The organism is Leucobacter sp. 7(1) (genome assembly GCF_900163635.1).
In the GTDB taxonomy this organism is placed as follows: Bacteria; Actinomycetota; Actinomycetes; order Actinomycetales; family Microbacteriaceae; genus Leucobacter.
In genome coordinates, this window is sequence record NZ_FUID01000023.1 from 59,635 (window position 1) to 79,188 (window position 19,554).

The 19,554-nt window shown below is 66.6% G+C and carries 18 protein-coding genes; 4 read left to right on the forward strand and 14 right to left on the reverse strand.

Translation table 11 applies throughout. From position 1 onward, the window contains the following. Positions 1 to 54 precede the first annotated feature (54 nt). The 3 genes from FM113_RS05210 to FM113_RS05220 form a co-directional block, all read right to left on the reverse strand. Positions 55 to 399 carry a DUF1801 domain-containing protein gene (locus tag FM113_RS05210; RefSeq protein WP_087012202.1) on the reverse strand — a complete coding sequence of 115 codons (345 nt, stop codon included), beginning with the start codon at positions 397 to 399 and terminating at the stop codon, positions 55 to 57. A gap of 65 nt (positions 400 to 464) precedes the next feature. Beyond that, positions 465 to 2,315 carry a 2-succinyl-5-enolpyruvyl-6-hydroxy-3-cyclohexene-1-carboxylic-acid synthase gene (gene menD / locus FM113_RS05215; RefSeq protein ID WP_254908882.1) on the reverse strand — a complete coding sequence of 617 codons (1,851 nt, stop codon included), beginning with the start codon at positions 2,313 to 2,315 and terminating at the stop codon, positions 465 to 467. Continuing rightward, positions 2,312 to 2,716, reverse strand: coding sequence for a PLDc N-terminal domain-containing protein (locus tag FM113_RS05220; protein WP_087012206.1), 405 nt, complete (start codon positions 2,714 to 2,716; stop codon positions 2,312 to 2,314). Before FM113_RS05220 ends, menD begins: the two co-directional genes overlap by 4 nt. Before the next feature lie 92 nt (positions 2,717 to 2,808). Here FM113_RS05220 and FM113_RS05225 point away from each other — a divergent pair, with 92 nt between their 5' ends. Continuing rightward, positions 2,809 to 3,144: a DUF4229 domain-containing protein gene (locus FM113_RS05225; protein ID WP_087012208.1), complete on the forward strand. Its 336-nt coding sequence runs from the start codon at positions 2,809 to 2,811 to the stop codon at positions 3,142 to 3,144. A 143-nt stretch (positions 3,145 to 3,287) separates the two neighbouring features. Here the strand turns inward: FM113_RS05225 and FM113_RS05230 are convergent, their stop codons facing one another. Then, positions 3,288 to 5,105: an ABC transporter ATP-binding protein gene (locus FM113_RS05230; RefSeq protein ID WP_087012210.1), complete on the reverse strand. Its 1,818-nt coding sequence runs from the start codon at positions 5,103 to 5,105 to the stop codon at positions 3,288 to 3,290. Continuing rightward, complete coding sequence (locus FM113_RS05235) at positions 5,102 to 7,042, reverse strand: ABC transporter ATP-binding protein (RefSeq protein WP_087012212.1); 1,941 nt, start codon at positions 7,040 to 7,042, stop codon at positions 5,102 to 5,104. The genes FM113_RS05230 and FM113_RS05235 overlap by 4 nt, the downstream gene beginning before the upstream one ends. Positions 7,043 to 7,307: 265 nt before the next feature. On the opposite strand from FM113_RS05235, the gene FM113_RS05240 reads away from it, so the two are divergent. The 3 genes from FM113_RS05240 (at position 7,308) to FM113_RS05250 (ending at position 10,820) form a co-directional block, all read left to right on the forward strand. Next, positions 7,308 to 8,546 (forward strand): sensor histidine kinase, encoded by a 1,239-nt coding sequence (locus FM113_RS05240; protein ID WP_087012214.1) that lies wholly within the window; start codon positions 7,308 to 7,310, stop codon positions 8,544 to 8,546. Continuing rightward, positions 8,543 to 9,214, forward strand: a complete 672-nt coding sequence (locus FM113_RS05245) for a response regulator transcription factor (RefSeq protein WP_087012216.1) — start codon at positions 8,543 to 8,545, stop codon at positions 9,212 to 9,214. The genes FM113_RS05240 and FM113_RS05245 overlap by 4 nt, the downstream gene beginning before the upstream one ends. 229 nt (positions 9,215 to 9,443) lie before the next feature. Further along, positions 9,444 to 10,820, forward strand: coding sequence for an acyltransferase (locus FM113_RS05250; RefSeq protein ID WP_087012219.1), 1,377 nt, complete (start codon positions 9,444 to 9,446; stop codon positions 10,818 to 10,820). Here FM113_RS05250 and FM113_RS05255 read toward each other — a convergent pair. From FM113_RS05255 to FM113_RS05295, 9 genes are read right to left on the reverse strand one after another with little or no spacing between them, the layout of a single operon-like run. Next, a complete protein-coding gene (locus FM113_RS05255) occupies positions 10,759 to 11,868 on the reverse strand; it encodes an aminotransferase class V-fold PLP-dependent enzyme (protein ID WP_087012222.1) in 1,110 nt (369 codons plus the stop codon). The genes FM113_RS05250 and FM113_RS05255 overlap by 62 nt on opposite strands. After that, a complete protein-coding gene (locus FM113_RS05260) occupies positions 11,865 to 12,275 on the reverse strand; it encodes a RidA family protein (RefSeq protein WP_217895960.1) in 411 nt (136 codons plus the stop codon). The genes FM113_RS05255 and FM113_RS05260 overlap by 4 nt, the downstream gene beginning before the upstream one ends. Beyond that, positions 12,272 to 13,279, reverse strand: coding sequence for a zinc-binding dehydrogenase (locus FM113_RS05265; RefSeq protein ID WP_087012224.1), 1,008 nt, complete (start codon positions 13,277 to 13,279; stop codon positions 12,272 to 12,274). The genes FM113_RS05260 and FM113_RS05265 overlap by 4 nt, the downstream gene beginning before the upstream one ends. A 43-nt stretch (positions 13,280 to 13,322) precedes the next feature. Then, positions 13,323 to 14,660: an MFS transporter gene (locus FM113_RS05270; RefSeq protein ID WP_087012227.1), complete on the reverse strand. Its 1,338-nt coding sequence runs from the start codon at positions 14,658 to 14,660 to the stop codon at positions 13,323 to 13,325. After that, positions 14,657 to 15,502, reverse strand: coding sequence for an acetoacetate decarboxylase family protein (locus tag FM113_RS05275; RefSeq protein ID WP_217895961.1), 846 nt, complete (start codon positions 15,500 to 15,502; stop codon positions 14,657 to 14,659). The genes FM113_RS05270 and FM113_RS05275 overlap by 4 nt, the downstream gene beginning before the upstream one ends. Further along, the gene (locus tag FM113_RS05280; RefSeq protein WP_087012229.1) at positions 15,499 to 16,530 is read right to left on the reverse strand and encodes an alpha-ketoacid dehydrogenase subunit beta; all 1,032 of its coding nucleotides are present in this window, start codon (positions 16,528 to 16,530) and stop codon (positions 15,499 to 15,501) included. The genes FM113_RS05275 and FM113_RS05280 overlap by 4 nt, the downstream gene beginning before the upstream one ends. Next, positions 16,523 to 17,479 carry a thiamine pyrophosphate-dependent dehydrogenase E1 component subunit alpha gene (locus FM113_RS05285; RefSeq protein ID WP_087012231.1) on the reverse strand — a complete coding sequence of 319 codons (957 nt, stop codon included), beginning with the start codon at positions 17,477 to 17,479 and terminating at the stop codon, positions 16,523 to 16,525. Before FM113_RS05285 ends, FM113_RS05280 begins: the two co-directional genes overlap by 8 nt. Beyond that, complete coding sequence (locus tag FM113_RS05290) at positions 17,476 to 18,309, reverse strand: IclR family transcriptional regulator (protein ID WP_087012233.1); 834 nt, start codon at positions 18,307 to 18,309, stop codon at positions 17,476 to 17,478. The genes FM113_RS05285 and FM113_RS05290 overlap by 4 nt, the downstream gene beginning before the upstream one ends. Then, positions 18,306 to 19,547, reverse strand: coding sequence for a M20 family metallopeptidase (locus FM113_RS05295; RefSeq protein WP_087012235.1), 1,242 nt, complete (start codon positions 19,545 to 19,547; stop codon positions 18,306 to 18,308). Before FM113_RS05295 ends, FM113_RS05290 begins: the two co-directional genes overlap by 4 nt. Between the last annotated feature and the right edge of the window lie 7 nt (positions 19,548 to 19,554).

Here is a 19,554-nt window from a genome sequence, read left to right on the forward strand (position 1 = left end):
CCCCGGAAACTCACCCATCGATGTCGTTCGGGGATAGCAGGAGAGCCGGGCCGGCTAGCGGGAGCGGTTGAACTCCACCGCGGCGCGAATCAAGTCTGAGAACGCCGTTGCGTCGAGCACATCGGCCTCACGCAGATCTACGGCGCGACGCGTGCCTGCATCCAGGCTCGCGTTGAACACCCCGGCAGGATCCGGCAAGGATGCGCCGCGCGCAAAGGTCACTTTCACCTTGTCCTTATACGTTTCGACCGTACACACGAGGCCATCAAGCGTGAAGGTGGGCACGCCCGCCGGGTTTGTCGGCTTCACCCACTTGATCTCTTCGGCGATGCCGGGCGCGGCCGCCACGATCAGGCCCCGGATCATGTTCACGCGCTCGGCACGCCAGTTCTCGTTCATGGCGCGATCCTACTCCCGCGGGGAACGCCACGGGAGACCCTGGCCGGGCAAGAGATCAGCGCACGCTAGGCGTCCCGGGCGAGCGGTGCTTCCACGAGGCACGGCCCTGTCACGAGCTCGGTGAGGAACCGCTCAAGTTCGCTGCGCGTTTCGACCCGGCGATACTCCCAGCCGTAGGCGGCAGCGAGCGCCGCCAGGTCCGCACGGTGAGGCGTGAACATCACGCGGTCGAAGGCGGTGCGATCCGCGCTGCCCGCAACTTCGAGCCCGTCGAAGATCGTTCCGCCGCCGTCGTTACCGACGAAGAGCTGGATCCGCAGCGGAGCTTCCCCCTCGGGCAGCAGGAGCGATCCGGCGTCATGGAGCAGCGCGAGATCGCCCAACACCACACGGGTCGCGCCCGCCGAGCGCGCCGGGTCCTCGGCCGACTGACTGGCCGCGGCGACGCCGAGCGAAGTCGCGACAGTGCCGTCGATCCCGGCGAGCCCACGGTTCGCGTGCACCGTGAGTTTGCGCCCGGGCGCGAGCGAGTCGAGCACCCGCACCAGGCGCGAGGCCGCCAGCACAATCCGGTCGTGCGGCCACGTGGCACGCCACACGGACTCGGTCAGCAGGGCACGCGTGACGGGCTCGCGCATTGTCGCGACCTCGGATCGCGCGTATGCGTTGCGCTCTTTGTAGCCGCTCGCGGTCGCCGCGGCGAAGTCCGGCTCGTGCACGGTGGTGCGGGCGCGCTGCAGCTCACGATCCGGCAGCACCCACAGGCCGAGCCAGCGATGCAGGGTGCGGGGGGTGTAGTCCTCTGCGACGCGCGCGGCACGGACAATCCGGGCGCGACCCCCCGGGTTGACGTGTGCGACGCGGGGCCCGGAGTGCGGGTCAACCACGATCACCTCGACGTCATCACGCAGCATCAGCGCCGTCGCCTGACGCGTGAGCGTGGGGTGCCCAAACACGATCACGCGCTCGGTCAAACCCCCGACTTCGGGATCCGCAAGCAGCGTCGCGTAGCCGACAATGGCTTCGCGGCCATAGCGGGATCCGCTGACAACTTCTGCGAGCAGGGGGGCGCCCGCGGCGTGCGCGAAGGCTTCGGCCTCAGATCCCGCGTCTGCCCCGGCGAGCACCACACTCAGCGCGTCTCCCGCATGCACGTAGCTCTCCGCGTCTGCGAATCCTGTGTGACTCAGCCACCCGCGATCGGTAACGCGCGTGTGCGGGCTCGCGATCCCGGGCGTATCAGCGGCACGCAGCTCTTCGGCCTCCGCGCGGGCGGCAGCAAAACCCTGCGCGATCATCGCGTCAAATCCCGCTGTGCCGGAGAGCGGCTCCCGGAAGGACAGGTTGAGGTGCACCGGGCCAGCCGGGTCCCCGCCGATGAATCCTGTGGCGGCGGAGAGCGCACGCTGGGCAAGCACGCCCGGGTCACGGGATCCATCGCGGATCAGGTCCCCGTCCGGGCCAAACTCGGGAGCAGCCACGTCGACGGTCAAGCGGGCCGCAGGGCCGAACATCCCAGGCTGCGTGGTGGTCTGGTTGCTGCGGATTCCACGGAGTTCTTCGGGACGGTCCGCGGTGAGCAGCAGCATCGGCACGCGCGCCTCATGGGCTTCGAGCACTGCCGGAAGCAGGTTTGCCACGGCGCCACCGCTTGTCACGATCACGGGGGCTGGGATCCCGGTCTCTCGTGCGATGCCGAGTGCGAAAAACGCGGCGCTCCGCTCGTCCACGCGCACGTGGAGCCGAATCGCCTCGGCCTGCTCCGCAGCCGCCGCGGCCAGCGCAAGTGCCTGGGACCGCGACCCGGGGCACACAACCACGTCGCACACGCCATGCCGGATCAGTTCCCCCAGAAGCTCGACCGCGAAGATCGATGCGGGAGCGGGAAGGGGGGCCTGAGGTGCGGCCCCGCTCACGACTGGGCCGAGTCGCCGTCGGCGCGCTTGCCGGGATCGCTCGGGTCAGGACCGTCCGAGGCGTCGCCGCTCGGCGTCTCCCCCGGGAACGTCTCACTGTCGAGCTCCCGGAGCCGCGCTTCGAGATCTTCCATATGCGTGTCGAGATCCCGCGCTGACATCCGCGTCCCGCTAAATCGCGGGTCGTCATCCGGGGCGGCAGGCCGCACGGCTGGCGTGTCTCCCTTGCCGATCAGGAACCACAACACACCGCCGATCACGGGGAGCACCACGACCAAGACCACCCAGACGGGCTTGCTGACGCCGCGCGCACGGGCACCATCCGTCATCGCCGCGTCGACAAGCGCGTACAGCGTGAACGCCACCGCGACGACGATACCGATAATGATGAATCGCACCATGCCTCCATCGTACTCGTCCCGGGTCACGGCCACCTGGGCACCCGAGCCCTCGCCTCAGACTCAGCGCAGACTGCCCGGGTAGACTCGGCGGCGTGAAAAACCCCCGCACTGTCTGGATTGTGTACACCGCGCTACGTCTGCTGTTCTTCGCAGTACCCTTCGCGGTGCTCTACCTGCTGGGCATCTGGCCGTGGCTCTCCGCGATCTTCGCGGCGCTCATCGGGTTCTCGCTCTCAATCATCTTCCTGTCGCGCCCGCGCGATGCGGCGTCCGCGAGTATCTACGAGTGGCGCAACCGCGAGCGGACCCCGGACAGCATCGTCGAAGACGAGGCGGCTGACGCGGCGGAGGCGGCGGAGACACAATCCGAGGTCGACGCTGAGGCGGCCACGGGTACCGATACCCCAGAGGCACCAGCCTCCCGCTGAGGCCGCTTGGCCTGGGCCGCGCCTCACAGAAACGACCCGGTACTACACAAGCGACCCGTTACTCGCACGAAATCCCCCGGAATACCGGGGCGTGTGCAAGTAACGGGTCGCTTGTGTGAGCGGCTCCCTGCCAGGCGCCGCTGTTACACCTGCGACGCCTCCCAGCCGTCGTGCAGCGCGGCATAGCGGCCGCCCGCTGCGACGAGCTCCGCGGGGCTGCCGTCCTCGACAACCCGGCCGCCCTCCATCACGAGCACGCGATCCGCAATCGCGACCGTCGACAGGCGGTGCGCGATGATGATCGCGGTGCGATCGGCGAGCAACCGCTGCAGGGCATCCTGCACGAGCCGCTCGCTCGGCAGGTCCAGTGAAGCGGTGGCCTCGTCGAGGATTAGCACGCGTGGATCCGCGAGGAAGGCACGCGCGAACGAGATCAGCTGACGCTGCCCCGCGGAAACGCGCCCGCCACGCTTATTTACGTCCGTGTCGTAGCCGTCCGGGAGCGCCTCGATAAAGGCGTGCGCCCCCACGGCCTCGGCCGCGGCACGGATCTCCTCGTTTGTCGCGTCGGGTCGACCGATCGCGATGTTCTCCGCGACGGTCCCGCTGAACAAGTAGGCCTCCTGGGTGACCATCACGATCGCTCGGCGCAGGTCAGCCGGTGCCAACTCCCGCAGGTCGACGCCGTCAAGCGTGACGCGGCCCTCGCTCGGGTCGTAGAAGCGAGCCACAAGCTTCGCGAGCGTGGATTTGCCCGCGCCCGTGGTCCCGACAAGCGCGGTCGTCTGCCCGGCGGGGATCTGCAGCGAGGTGTCCGCGAGCACGGTACGGCCGCCCGCGTAGCCAAAACTCACGTCCTCGAATGCGAGCTCACCACGCGCCTCGGGCAGACTCGCGGGAGTCTGGGCCTCACGCACTGTCGGCTCCTCCTCAAGCACACCCGACACCTTTTCAAGCGCCGCCGTCGCGGACTGGTAGGAGTTCAAGAACATCGCCACCTCCTCGATCGGGCCGAAGAAGTTCCGCACGTACAGCACGGCCGCGAGCAGCACGCCGATCGCGAGACCGCCGTCGGCGACCCGGAGCGCACCCCAGAACAGGACGACCGCGATGGTGACGTTTGCGAGCAGGATCAGGCCTGGATCGAGCACCCCAAACAGTCGGAATACGCGCAGGTTTGCGCGCCGGTAGTCGTCAGAGGCACTGCCGAAAGCCGCACGGTTGCGGTCCTCGCGCCGGAACGCCTGCACCGCGCGGATCCCCGTCATCGTCTCAACGAACTGCACGATCAGTTTTGCGCTGACAACGCGCGTGGCCCGGAACCCCTTCTGGGATTCCACAACAAACCAGCGCATCAGGATCGCCAGCGGAATCCCCATGCAGAGCAGCAGCAGCCCGCTGCGCCAGTCAATGAGGAACAGCATGAGCAGCGTGAAGCCACCGAGCAGGATCGCGTCGATCAATTCGTTCAGGCTGCCATCAAGCAACTCCTGGATCGACTCGAGATCACTCGTCTGGCGCGCGATGATGCGGCCCGACGTGTACCCCTCGTGGAACTCGAGGCTGAGCCGCTGCGTGTGCCGGAAGATCCGGGTTCGCAGCTCCATCATCACGGCCTGCGTGAGCCGGGCGATCAGCACGACGTACCATCCCACAAAGCCGGCACCCACGAGGCCCGAGACGAGGAACGCCCCACCGACCCCGACTGCGGGCCACCAATCGCCGTGGTCGACGGCGCGCGGCAGCGCCACATCGATGCCAAATGCGAGCAGCGTGGGGCCGATCGCGCGCAACGCTGTCGAGATCACGATCACCACAGCGGTGAGCAGGATCAGTTTCTTGAGCGGAGCCAGGATCGAGCGGAGCAGGCGCAGCGACCGCTTCCGGATCGCGCGACTCTCCTCGCGGGTGTACTCGTCGCGGTCTTCGCCGCGGGTGCCGCGGACGGTTTCGGGGCTCATGCGCGGTCCTCCGTCTCGGTGTCTGCGGCAGGCGGTTCCTGGGGCCCGGGCGGAGCCGGATCATGGGATTCTTGGGGCGATCCGGCCTGATCACCGCGATCGATTGTGGCGATCAGGTACCGGTAGTGGGCGTTGTCGCGCAGCAGCTCGGCGTGAGTGCCGACGGCCTCGATCCGGCCGTCCCAGAGCACCGCGACACGATCCGCCATGGCCACGGTCGAGGGGCGGTGCGCCACGATGAGCGCGGTCGTGTGCGCGAGCACCCGACGCAACGCGGCCTCAACAAGCGCCTCGGTGTCGACGTCGAGTGCAGAGAGCGGATCGTCGAGCACGAGCACGTCCGGCGCGGCGGCCACCACTCGCGCGAGAGCGAGGCGCTGCCGCTGGCCGCCGGAGAGCGACAGTCCTTCCTCCCCGACCTCGGTATCGACGCCGTCCGGGAGGTCGTACGCGAAGCCGGCTTGGGCCACGTCGAGCGCTTCGGCGAGCACGGCGTCCGCTTCCGGGCTGTGCGGGTCGAGATCGTCGCGGCCCAGCAGCACGTTGTCGCGCACCGAGGCTGAAAACAGGATCGGGTCTTCAAACGCGACGCCGATCCGGCGACGCAGCTCGTCGAGCCTGAGCTCCCGTACGTCGATGCCGTCGAGCTCTACGGATCCGCCGCTGACATCGAACAGGCGCGTCGGCAGCGTGGTCAGCGTGGTTTTGCCGCTCCCGGTCGCGCCCACGAGCGCCATGGTCTCGCCCGGGCGCAGCGTGAGGGTGATGCCCGCAAGCAGGTCAGGGCTGTCCGAGGTGGTGTCCGGGTAGCGGAAACGCACGCCACGGAAGGCGAGTTCACCGCGCGGCTCGGTGATCGTGCGCGGCTCCGCGGGATCGGTGATCGTGACGGGGGCGTCAAGCACCTCGAAGACGCGATCGGTCGCGGTACGGGTATCGATGAGCAGCGAGTACAGGTACCCGAGAGAGGCCATCGGCCACTGCAAGGCCGCCGCCATCGCGAAGAACGCGAACAGCTCCCCCACTGTCAGGCTGCCAGTTGCGGCCAGCCACACGCCAGTGAGGAAACACGCGCCCAGCGCCAACACGGGCACAAGCTCATGCCAATACCAGAGCTGCCCCACGGCGCGAGCCTTGCGCATCTCGGTGTCGCGCAGTGTCTCCGCGCGACGTGTGAACAGGGAGAGCGCGTGCCCGCCCCGGCCAAACGCCTTCAGTACACGGATCCCGTGCACGCTTTCCTCCACGGAGGTCGCGAGGTCTCCGGCCTGATCCTGACTGCTGCGCGAGAGCACACCGTAGCTCTGCTCGAAGCGGTAGCCGAGAATCCAGAGCGGCAGCGAACACACGACAAACACCGTGCCGAGGGCCCAGTGCCACCGGAACAGGAGTGCCGAACCGATCACAATTGTCAGCACGTTGATGAGGAGCAGAATCAGCCCGAACGCGAGCCAGCGCCGGATCGCCCCGATGTCCTGCATCATGCGGCTGAGGAGCTGCCCCGACTGCCACCGGTCGTGGAAGGCGACGGGCAGCCGCTGCAGCCGCTCGTAGAAGGCCTGGCGCACCGAGTACTCGATGCCCGCGGCGGGAGTCAGCACAAACCGCCGGCGCAAGAACACCATCAGCGCCTCAGCGACGCCCAGCGCGAGCACCGCGAGGGTGCCCCACAGAATCTGAGTGCGATCCCCCGTCGTGATCGGGCCGTCAACGGCCCACTGCAGCACGAGCGGGATCATCAGGCTCGCGACGGCGGCACCCAGGCCCACGAGCGCGCCGCCAATGAGACGCGGCAGCGCGGGTTTCGCGAATGGGTACAGCCGCGCGAGGGCGCGCGGGGTTGAGAGGCGCGGCGTCGCGGGCGCGGCACCGGGCGTTGCAGAGTTGATGGCGTCGCGGTCGGGGGACGCCGATGAAGCAGCAGATGAAGCAGTCATGATTCCTGATCGGAACAGCGCACTCAGAGAGGTGCGGAAGAGCTGATAACGAGAAGGGGCGGCGGGCCACAATGGCGGGCCGCGAGAAACCTAATGTCCGGTCAGCGAGATGCCCGGACGCGGCAGATCGAATGCGATGCGGTTAATCTTTTGCATGACCTGCTCCTTTCCGGGTTGATGAACTACCGTGAACCACCCTATCCGGCTCGTTGAACCGAGCGCAAGCACGAGTTTTTCCGGCGGGTGCGGGCGGTACCCTTGCCGCATGACCCGATCCCGCCGCGCCGCCATCTGGACCTGGAGTGTGTTCGGCGGTGTTGCGGTCACGCTTCTCGCCGTGGCTGCGTCGCTCGGCGCGACCGTGTACCAGCAGCAGGTCGGCGCGGCTCTGGCACTCGCCCTGTTGCAGTCGATTGCGGTGCTGCTCGTCGCGTGGCTCCCCCGCTGGGCGATCCTGCTCGTGATCGTGGCTGCAGTCTCGAGCATGTCCGTGGGCCATGCCACCCCGGATGCCCCCTGGCCAGTTCCCGTCGCGACCCTGCTCGCGCTCCTGGTGGTGTTCGGGTTTTCCGCTGTGCGGGGGCGCTGGATCCTTGCGAGCGTCGGTGCCGCGATTGTGGGGCTCACCGCGGTCGGGCTCACGGTCGGGATGAGCGGGGAGATCCCGCCGGGGCCCGTGATCTCGAACCTCATCGTCACGGTGGTGCTCAGCGGGATTGCCATCGGGGTGGGGTCCCTGATTCGCTCCATCCGCACCGCGCGCGGGGCGCTCGCCGAGGCGCGAGAACTGACTGAGCTCGAACTCGCGAAGCGCCAGATCGCTGAGGAACGCACCCGGATCGCGCGCGAGATGCACGACGTCGTCGCTCACGGAATGTCCGTGATCCAAGTGCAGGCGGCGAGCGCTCGGTACCGCTACTCGGATCTGAGCCCGGAGGTTGCAGATGAGTTCGACGAGCTCGCCGCCACCGCCCGCGTCGCCCTGGGCGAGATGCGGGCGCTGCTTGGCGTACTGCGCGCCGACGACGACGCCGAGCACGCGCCGCAGCCGAGCCTCGTCGAGCTGCCTGAGCTTGCAACCCGATCCCGCGCCGAGCTCGATGATCAGCTCCCCGTTGCGCTCCGCACGCGCATGGATCCGATCTGCCAGCTCGCGGTATACCGCGTGGTGCAGGAGTCGCTCGGAAACGCGGCCCGCCACGCACCCGGGGCGGCCACGAGTGTCACGCTCACCGGCATCGCCGAATCCGGCTCCGGCCCCGCGGTGGCGCGGGTCACCGTGCGCAACGCGGCCCCGCCTGAACGTGTCTTCGAGTCCACTCCCGCTGCGGATTCGAGTGGCCACGGCATCCGCGGGATGCGCGAGCGGGTGAACGCGTTGGGTGGTTCTCTCGCCGCCGCCCCCACCCCGGACGGTGGCTTCCAAGTGATCGCGATCGTCCCGATCTCCCCCGAGACCGCCGGCCTTGGGCTCATCCACGCTCCGAAGGAGTTCCCCGCATGACCGTCTCCGTGCTCATCGTCGACGACCAGGCCATGGTGCGCGCCGGCTTCGCTGCGATCCTGGACGCGCAGCCCGACCTCACCGTCGTGGGGCAGGCCGCTGACGGCGCGGAAGGGGTGGCGCTGTCCCAGCGGCTACGACCCGACGTGGTACTGATGGACGTCCGGATGCCCGAGCTGAACGGGCTCGAGGCGACCCGGCTGCTCATGTCACCGCCGCCCCGCGTTGACCATGTGCCCCGCGTGGTGATCCTCACGACCTTCGATCTCGACGAGTACGTACATGACGCATTGGCGGCGGGTGCCAGTGGGTTCCTGCTGAAGGACGCGGCACCCGCGGAGCTGATCAACGCGGTGCGAGTGGTGGCTGCCGGCGACGCACTGCTGGCCCCAAGCGTCACGAAGCGCTTGCTGCAGCGCTTCGCGGAACAGCGGCCCACAAACGACGAACACGCACTCCGGCTCGCAGATCTGACCGACCGGGAGCGCGAGATTCTGGTGCTGATCGGGCAGGGCTTCGCGAATCCCGAGATCGCGAGCGAGCTCTTCATTGCCGAGCAGACCGTGAAGTCGCACATCACCCGCATCTTCACAAAGCTGCACCTGCGCGACCGCGTGCAGGCCGTCATCCTCGCATACGACGCGGGCCTTGTGACGCCGGATCGCTAGTGCGCGAGGCCTCCCTGCCTCGGGCTGCCTCGGCGCTCCTCCCACATCGATGGGTGAGTTGTGGCTGCTTCGCGGGACCGAAGCACCCACAACTCACCCATCAATGCCCCTGAGCTCATGGCGCGGGCCGGGTAGCACCTGGGTAGGGGGCAAGTGAGGACCGGGGAGGGACGCGCGGCGCGCATTCGTCACGGGAAGGTACTTCCATCACCCTGGAAGGACGCCCCCCATGACGCTCGTTGCCCCCGCGCACACTCCGCTGCCGGATCCCCTCAAGTCTCGGTCGCACCGCGATCCCGCTGTTGACCTCGTGCGGGCAGCGTGCCTGATCGCGGTCGTGACGGTACACGCGCTCATGGTCGGCGTGAGCCTGGCGAGCGGCGACACGGGCGGGGGCGTCGTGATTGAAAACGCGCTCGAGTCCTGGGGCGGCTTCACCGTGTTCTCTTGGGTCGCCCAGATGATGCCGCTGTTCTTCGTGCTCGGTGGCTTCGCTTCAGCAACGCACCTGCGCCGGCTGCGGGGGCGCGGCGTGAGCGCGGGCGAGTACGTGGCGCTTCGCCTGCGGCGGCTGCTGCCGGTGCCGCTGGCAGCAGCCGGTGCCGTGGTGCTCGGCCTGAGCGCGCTCACCGTGCTCGTGTTGGACGCGGAGCTCGTCGCGGAGGCGGGGTGGCGGATCAGCCAGCCGTTGTGGTTCCTCGGCGTCTACGTGCTCTGTAGCTCTCTCGTCCCCGCCGCACTCCGACTGCACGAGCGCGCTCCCGGGCGGACGCTTGCAGTGCTCGGGGCGGTCGTGCTCTGCGTCGATGTGCTCCGCGGGGTGAGCGGCGTGGACGCCGTGGGGTTCGCGAATCTGCTGTTTGTGTGGCTCTTTGTGCAGCAGCTCGGGTTCTGGCTTGCCGACGGGAGCGTACCCAGCCTCCGCGCAGCGGGATGGGCTGTGGCGGGTATCGCTACGCTGATGGTGCTCGGGGCAAGCCCCGCGAACCTTTTCGAAGCGTTGAACCCGCCCACCGCGGCGCTCGCGCTACTCGGGGTGGTGCAGCTCGCACTTTTCGCCGCGGCGCGGGACCGGCTGCGGGTGTGGGCGTCGCTCCCCGGGGTGCAACGCATATCGAACGCGATCAACGGGGCCGCGATGACGATCTACTCGTGGCACATGCCCGTCGTGATTGCGGTCGCGGGACTGCTGCTCGCGACGGGCACGCTCACGGGTTCCGCGACGCTCGTGCCGGTCCCCCTCACCCCCGAGTGGTGGCTGAGCCGGCCGCTCTGGCTTATTGTGGCCGGAGGGGCGGTTGCTGCGGTGGTCGCGGCAACCGCACGGATTGAGCGCCGCCCGGACCCGCACACGAGCGTCGTGACAGCCACCGGCATCCCCGCGCCTCTGGGGGCCACGCGTATCCTCGCCGCCGTGCTGACGGGTGCCGGCGGCGTGCTCGTGATCCTCGCCGCCACCGGGGCGCTCTGGGCTTGGGTGTGCGGACTGCTCCTCATGGGCCTGGCGATCCGCCTCGCGACGCCGGGACGTGTCGTGCCGCCGTTTACCCGCGCAAACCCCGCTCCAGCGCTGCGAGCGCGCGTTCGACATCCTCACTCGAGGTGAAGCCGTGCACCCCGATCCGAAGCCGGTCTCCCGCAATCCGTGCCCGGATTCGATCTTGGTCATGTTCGCGCTGCACGCGCGCCGGCTCGGCGATCTCGAACACGCGAATATGAGATCCCGGGCCCACCCGGACCGCTCGGGCCCCGAGCTCGGTCGCACCACGCTCGTATTGCTCAGCGAGACCGAGCGCGTGACTTTCAGTGGCCGGGGCGTCGAGCTCTGAAATCAGCCCCAAGGCCGCCTCAGCACCGATCCAGGAGAACCATGCAGGGGAAGTATCCGCGGCGTGGGGCTTCCCCGCGGGAGTCGGATGGCCACCGAACAGCCCGTCACCGCCCTCCGCGGTTTTCCAGTTCGGCGCGATGGAACCGAGTTCGGCGGCTCCTTCGGCCGTGTACAGCCACGCGGCGCCTCGTGGGGCAAGCAACCATTTGTATCCGTGTACGGCGTAAAAGTCGGGCCGGGTGCGTGCGAACCGAGGATCTAAGACTCCGAGGCTCTGTGTTCCGTTCACGAAGAGCTGGGCGCCGACGTCGTCCGCGCGATCCCGCACCGCGGCGATGTCGAGGCGTTCCCCGTCTCGTGTGGTGGTTTCGGATACTGCCACGAGCGAGATTCCGGGCTGCAGGTGCTCACAGAGCGCCTCGGTTCGGCTTTGGCCAAACCGAGGTCTGGCCCGGACAAGCGGTCGGGTCGCATCCCGCTCGGCGACGGCGACGAATGGCAGAAGCAGGCTCTGAAACTCATCGGCAGCAATCAGCGCCGCACCGGGAGCGCGGTACTGCGCAACCGTCGCTGCAGCCTCAGCCAACGAACCCAAGGTAGCGATGCGCGCGGCGGGGAGCCCCATCCACGCTGCGAACGCGTCTCGTGCCCGCTGCGCGGCACCGTCCCAGTCCTCCCATGCAAACGTTCCTGCGCGCCACCCGTCAAGCACCGCGCGCAGGGCGGCATCGACACGGGTTGCGCTCGGCGGAGCACCGGGAGTATCAAGCCACGCCCAGGTCTCAAGCGCCGGAAACTCCGCCCGGAACTGCTCGGGAGTCACCGTGGCACCGCGATCACAGCTTCAAGCTCGACAAGCAGTTCGGGTGCAGCGAGTTCCGCTGCTGCGAACGCCGAGTGCGCCGGGAAGTCGCCATTGGGATACCACCGGGCAAAGACCTCGGACCGTGCGCGGGCAAAGTCACGGAAGCTCCCGTCACCCGTGACAATCGTGAACAGCTTCACGACGTCCTGTGGTGTCGCTCCGACCTCCGCAAGAACAGCGTCGAGATTACGGAATACCTGCATGGTCTGTTCGAAGCATCCGCCCTCGACAAGAGCACCGTGTGCATCCTGCCCCACTTGCCCGGAAACAAAGACAAGCTGATGCCCATCCGGGGCAATCGTATAGTGCCGAAAGGGGCCAATTGGAGCTGCGAGAGTGCTGGGGTTGCCACCTGCAATCGTCATGCGAGATCATCCTTTCTGATGTGAAATATGGTCTTCCCTTGTCCGGCACCCGCCAGGCTGGCTCGCATAGCGGCAGGGGCGTCATGAAGCGGAACAACGCCGTCAATTACTGGCCGGATCCTATGCTCAGCCACTGCGGACAGCATGTCCCGGAATTCCTCAGCGCTGCCCACCGAGGTGCCCCGGATACTGAGTTGACGAAAGAACAGTTCCCGCAGCGACAGCCCAAATTCAGCACCGGTCGTCGCCCCAAGCGTCACGAGGCGTCCGCCCGGACGCAAGACAGATAGCCCTGCGGGAACGCTATCTGCGCCGATCGTGTCGATGATGAGGTCCACGGGGCGCATCAGCCGCTCTCGGCTGATGTCGTTTGTCGCTACGGCGCGCGCCGCCCCACGAGTCAGCGCGAATTGACGTTTCGCTTCGCTGCGGCTCGTGACGGTGACTTCCGCCCCCAGCGCCACGGCCAGGTCAAGTGCGAGGAGCCCCACTCCGCTGCCAATGCCCGGAATCAACACATGCTCGCCGGCTCGCAATTCTCCCACTGTGCAGAGCGCGCGAAACGCGGTCACGGCGGCCAACCCCAGGGCCCCCCGCTCTGGGTCACTCAGGTGCGTCGGCGGCGTGTGGAGGTTCGCGGCGGGGACCACCACGTACTCGGCGAACGTGCCCGGGAGACGGCCCCCCAAGATGCTTGGATGCTCAGGGACGGGCTCTCGGGTGGGCCAGTTCACCGTGGGGTTGATGAGGACGCTGTCGCCAGGGACAAATTCCCGCACATCCGCGCCCACCGCGGCCACGCTCCCGGCACCGTCGGCCCCGAGGATCAGGGCCGACGGGGAAGTCTCCCGACGCAGCGCCGTGAACAACTCGTGGCGATTGAGGCCGGCGTACTCCACTGCAACGAGCACCTCCCCAGCGCCGACGCTGGGGACGGGTACCTCCGAGACTCGAATACCGTCGAGTCCTGCGTCGTGCGCATGTACAACGGCTCGCATGGTCATGTACGTCCTCCTCTGTCAGTCACGGTGGGATCCGGCCGTGAATTCATCCGGCAGTGACCCGGATCGCGCCGGTTCGTAGCTCAGCATTGCGTGTCTCCGGGGTGAACAGGGCTGCGATCAAGCTCACCAGGGCACCGAACATGAGGTACCACGACGGAGACCAGCTCGATCCTGTGGTCGTCACGAGCGCCTGTGCGAAGAGCGGGCCCAGCCCGCCAAACAGCACGACTCCGAGGTTGTAGCCGACAGCGAGCCCACTGTAGCGCTGCGCAGTCGGGAAGAGCTCCGCGAAAAGCGCGGGCTGGGCGGCGAGCATCATCGCGTCTCCCACCAGGATCAAGCCGATACCCACAATCGCAAGGATGAGGTTGCCTGTATGGAGCAGCACAAACCCGATCGGGGTACCCACCAGCACGAGCACGGCACCCAAGAGAATAAAGGGGCGGCGTCCCAGTCGGTCGCAGGCCTTCGCAAAAGAGAGCACGAGGATTGTCAGCACGAGCATGGAGATCAGACCGATCATGCGTGCGGCGGAGTCTTCGAAGCCAAGGTACCCGTTGAAGAATGTCGGACCCCACACGAGCAACACGTAGGTGCACATCGTAGGCGAAGCAACCAGACCAGCGACCAGGATGACCGAACGCCAGTGCTCACGGAGTACCCGAGCGAGCGGTGAACGCTTGGAGCGTTCGGTCCGCGCTTCCTCGGCGCGGGCCTCAGTGAACTCCTGCGGATCCGCAAGCTTCAACCGCATGTAGAGCCCGATCATGCCGAGCGGCAGCGCGACCAGGAACGGAATTCGCCAGCCCCAGGCATGCAGCGACTCTGTGGTCATCGAGGACGTGATGATCAGCGAAGTCACGGCCGCGACAAACATCCCCAGGACAATGGTGATCGTCTGGAAGCTGCCATACCACGCACGCTTGCCCGCAGGGGCGGTTTCAATGATGTAGGTGACCGCCCCCATCCACTCCCCGCCGGCGGAAATGCCTTGCACGAGTCGCAGGAGGAAAATCAGGATCGGTGCGAGAACTCCAATACTCGCGTAGGGCGGCACGAGGCCCATGAGCGCGGTCGCGACCGAGATCATGATGATGATCGCGGAGAGCGCTGTCTTGCGCCCGAGTTTGTCGCCGACAACCCCAAACAGCAATCCACCGAGCGGCCGAATGATGAAGCTGATGCCGAAGACGAGGAACGTTGTCAGCATGGCAACGGCCGGGTCCTCCTGGGGGAAGAAGAGCGTGGCAAACACTGCGGCGAAGTAGCCGTAGAGCACGAACTCGTACCACTCCAGGAAGTTTCCGATGCACGCCGCGACGATGGCTCGCATCTGCGATGAGGTGAGCCTACTCGGGGTCGAGGTGTCTATTGCGGTCATAAGTGAGCTCCTTTGCTCGGTGTTATGTGGGGTGTACTGGGACCCTTCGGGTGCCAGCTCGGTGAGCCGACTGGCTCGGGCGGGGAAACGTCGGCGAGGTACCGGCCGTAGGCAATATCGAGCGTGGCGAAGCCGTAGCGCACGTGGGCAGTGCCGGTCGGGGCGAAGTGATGGAGCGGGTCAACCTCGCTCACGCCCCAGTTGAATTCCGCGATCCCCTCACGTACCGGTTCGGAGGCCTGCATTGCCCACGGAATCTCAACGAGTTTGCACACGTCATAGCCAGTCCCCTCCGCGCTCGGGATCGCTTTCACGGTGAAGTGCCGGTCGAACCAGGCAGGTGCAGGAGTGGCGCTGGGCTCTCGGTCTTCGCCGCGCAGCGCGGTATGGCCGGACACCAGCGTTTCATCGAGGGCCGAGATTATGTGGAACTGTAGGTCACCCTCGGTCTCATCGAGACGCACACTGCGCGCCTGCTTCTTCGGAAGCCCGAAGAGCTCACGACCCAGGATCCCGTGGTTCAGGCCTTCGACGAACGTCTCGATCGCGTATGCGCCGTCGGCCCCACCGCCGTATCCTGCGCAGCGCAGCGAGACGCCGCCCTGGAGGTAGTCAGGTCGACGTTCGATCCCGGAGGCGGATCGAAACTCAGCGCCAATGAACTCCGCGATCCACAAGCCAGCGGTGGGATGCTCGGGGACGTTGAGCCCCGCGGGCAGACATCGAGCGGTGATCTCGGCACTCACGGGAATCTCCACGGTGGCCCAACGTACCTTGACGCGTTCGGCACCCGGTGCGAAAAGTGGCGCGAACACCGGCATCGAAATCGGTGCGTCAGTCATCTCGGACTCACCGCCAATGCGTCGACGCGGCCGGTCGGCACGTCATGCGCCGCACGCCGCAGCGCACCGAGGATCTCGTCCTCATCGGGCAATACCTGCGCCGCGAGGTGCACGGCGGCGGGAATCCGCGTTTCGCGTGCACCGATCCGCACCGGGGGCGACGACAGTGGTACCCCGCTCTCCACGACACGCGCAACGATCTCCGCGCCAACTCCTCCCGTAGTGTGCGCCTCATGGACAACAACCAAGCGGCCTGTGCGTTGGACGCTCGCCAGAATGGAGTCGAGGTCGAGCGGTCGGATCCACCGCGCATCGATAACCTCCGCGCTCACGCCTTCCCCTGCAGCGCGTTCCGCAGCAGCAAGCACTCGGTGCTGCATGGCCCCCCAGGTCACGACGGTCACATGCGATCCAGACCGGCGAATCTGGGAACCACCCACCGGCGCGATCTCGCCGCCAAGCCGAACCTGCTGCTTTCCTGCGTGGTACAGCGCCCGGTTTTCGATGACCACGGTGGGGTCGTCGCTCCAGATCGAACTCAACAGGAGATCGTAGGCGTCCTGATGGGTCGTTGGCATGCAAACTTGCAGCCCAGGAATATGCGCAAAGAGGGCTTCAAGTGACTGCGAGTGCTGCGCACACGCACCGGGCGCATTCCCCTGCTGCGTGCGAATCGTGAGGGGAGCGCTAAGCGCCCCTCGTGAAATATATCGGACGTTCGCGGCCTGGTTCACGATCTGGTCGAACGCCACCAGTGCAAAATCTGCCCACATGATCTCTGCGATGGGACGGCGACCGAACATCGCCGAACCAACAGCGCTTCCGAGGATCGCGGCTTCAGAGATCGGGGTGTCGAACACTCGCTCGCCGAATCGTTTGCGAAGCCCCTTGGTCACTCCGAAGACGCCCCCGGGGATCGCAACGTCTTCCCCGAACAGGAGGGTCTCCTCACGCTCGTCCAGGGCTCGCGCGAGCGCCGCGTTGACACACTCAGCGTACGAAAGAGTTTTCTCGATGATCTCAGGCATAGACGTGCTCCAAAACAGTGGCAGGATCGGTAAGGGGGGCGGCGAGCGCCGCCGCCGCCGCGTGTTCGACCTCGGCGGACACACGCAGCCTGAGCTGCGCGAGCGCCTCCGCATCGATTCCCGCAGCGTGCGCGACCCGTTCTGCACGCACGATGGGCTCCACCTCGAGCGCGGCATCGATCTCTCCCGCGGGCCGGTACTGCTGAGCGTCGCCGATGTAGTGCCCGACCAGGCGCTGCGTCATTGCTTCGATGAGCACTGGCCCGGCCCCGCTACGGCAGCGCTCCACGGCCCCGGCAACTGCACGATGCACGGCCTCCGGATCGTTCCCGTCGATACGTTCACCGGCCATCCCGTAGGCGCTCGCGCGACGATAGAACTGGTCTGAACGCACAACCTGCGCCGTGGGGGTGAGTTCTGAGTAGGTGTTGTTCTCCACCAGGAAGATGACGGGCAGCCGCATTGCAGAAGCGAAGTTCATCGCTTCGTGCACCGCTCCTTGGTTCATAGCGCCCTCGCCAAATGCGGCAAGAGCAACCCGTCCACTGCCGTCGAATCGGCCCGCGAGGGCGGCACCGCATGCGATCGGTGCGCCCGCACCCACGATCGAGTTCTCCCCGTACATGCCATATTCGGGCGCGGTGAAATACGCCGAGCCGCCGCGGCCGCCGCTGATGCCGGTACCCCGGCCAAGCAGCTCTGCGATCACCGCTTCCGGCGGGACGCCACAACTGATCGCCCAGCCGTGACCGCGATAGGTGGGAAACACCGCGTCACGCGTGAGATCCAGGGCGCTGACCGCGCCAGCGTAGATTGCTTCCTGGCCGTTGCAGAGATGCACGGACCCGACGATCTCGCCACGGTTGCGTAATTCGGCAATCATCTCCTCGGTGAATCTAATGCGATGCATCGTCTCGATCGCTACAAGAAGCGCGTCTGTGCCGGTCATGCGAGGTTCCTTTCTCGAGAGGGGTCGGGTTGGGTGAGCCGCGCGCGGGGGCTTTGCAGTTTGCCCGCGGCGAGCAGTGACGTTGCCAGGCGTGCGGCTTCACGGACCGCGTCAATCAGCTCGGTTCGTTTCCGCCGGAACCGCTCGGCGGGGGCGGACACTGTGAAAGATCCCGCCGGCTCACCGTCGGGGAGGAAGTAGGCGGCAGATACGCACTGCATCCCTTCAACAAATTCCTCTGCGTCGATGGAGTAGCCCTGCGCTCTGATCCTGGCGAGCTCCACTTGCAGCTCGTCCACATCCGTCACAGTGTGCGGTGTCAGCTGCCGCAGGTGAATGCCCGCAAACAACGTGTCCACTTGTTCGGATGGGAGATGCGCGAGGATCGCTTTACAGGACGCACGGGCGTGCATATCTCCGGTGTATCCAACTTCCAACCCGCCCACGCTGAGTGTGTGATTACTGGTGAGGAAGTGGCGCAGGATCACTGCACCGCCCCGCCATTCCGCGACGAACGCGGTCTCCTCTGTACCGTTAAAGAGGCGAGTCAGAATTACCGCGAGTTCCGGGGCGATCTCGGAGTGGCGCTGCAATCCTCGCCCAAGCGGGAAACCGTGCGGCCCGAGTTCATAGCTTCCCCCGGACCGGCGCACGACGTATTCGTCTGCTTCAAGCGTGCGCAGCACGTGGTAGCAGACGCCATTCGAGATTCCGAACTCCGCAGCGATCTGCTTCGCGGTCACTGGCCCAACGGTTGCGACATACTCAAATATCGCCATCCCTCGACTCAGAGTGGTGAGGACCTCACTCTTGTCATGCTGCGCGCTCATGAGAGGCTCACGAGTGTCTGCACAATTGTGCGTGTCGCCAGGAGTACATCTGCTTCGGAGATTGATTCCTCGACAGTGTGGGCGAGTGCCGCGTCGCCCGGACCAAAAACAATGGTGACTGCCCCAGCCTGCGCGTACTGCCCGGCATCGTTTCCGGCGGTAAAGCCGCCGAACTCTGGTGAGCCCTGCGCCATGACCAACGCGTCCCGCAGCGCCACGACAAGGGATTCATTCTCCTCGGTGTCCCACCCTGGGTACGGTTCGCCCTGCCACTCAAGTTCGTGTGGCATCTCGGTCTCGAACGGATCCGCGACGACGGCGGCACGGAGCGCGGCAGCAAATTCCGCACGAGCGTGATCAGGATCTTCCCCCGGCCGAAGCCCGATGCGGCCAGTCAGCGTCGCAACATCAGGGACCGCCGCCCGATAGGTCCCGGCTTCGAGCATGCCAATGGTGAACGGAATTCCTGTGGGGACATCTGCGAATCGGGGATGGGCGAATGCAGCGGAGCGCCGAGCCGCCGTCTGGATCAAGGCGTCGCGCAACACAAGCAGGCGCGCGAGCGCGTCTACACCTCGCCACGGTGCCGACGAGTGCGCAGCACGGCCGCGCGCCGTCACTCGGAAGAACTGCAGTCCTGTGCAGGCGGTGATGATCGTGTTGTTTGTGGGTTCGAGAATAATGGCTGCGTCGGGTGCCCGTTCTGTAGCGAGGGCCAGGCGCGTGCCCACGCCGGTCGTCTCCTCTCCGATCACCAAATGGATCACCGGCACCATCGGCAATACGACTTCACTGTTTCGCAGGGTGTCCAGGGCGATGAGCGCCGCGGCAATGCCGCCCTTCATGTCAACGGTGCCGCGCCCGAATACGCGACCGCCCGCTCGCGCTCCGCTAAACGGGACGGTCGCCCACAGTTCTTCCCGTCCTGTGGGGACCACATCGATGTGCCCGTTCAGCACAAGGACCGGTGTGCCCGGTCCAGGTCGTCCAAACGGGTATCCGATCAGGTTTGCGCGATCGCCGACGGTCTCCTCGCCAGACGCAAACACTGTTCCGTCCAGGGGCTGCAGTTCAAGCTCCCACCCGTGGCGGATCATCCATTCTGCGTACCAGTCCGCAATTGCCCGTTCCGACCCCGTCACGCTCGGGATTCGAACGGTCGTGCTGAGTAGCTCTGCGAGCTCTTCCGCCCGGGAGGCGATCGCGTCGTCGAGATCACCCTGTGGTGTGTGTGGCATCGTTGGC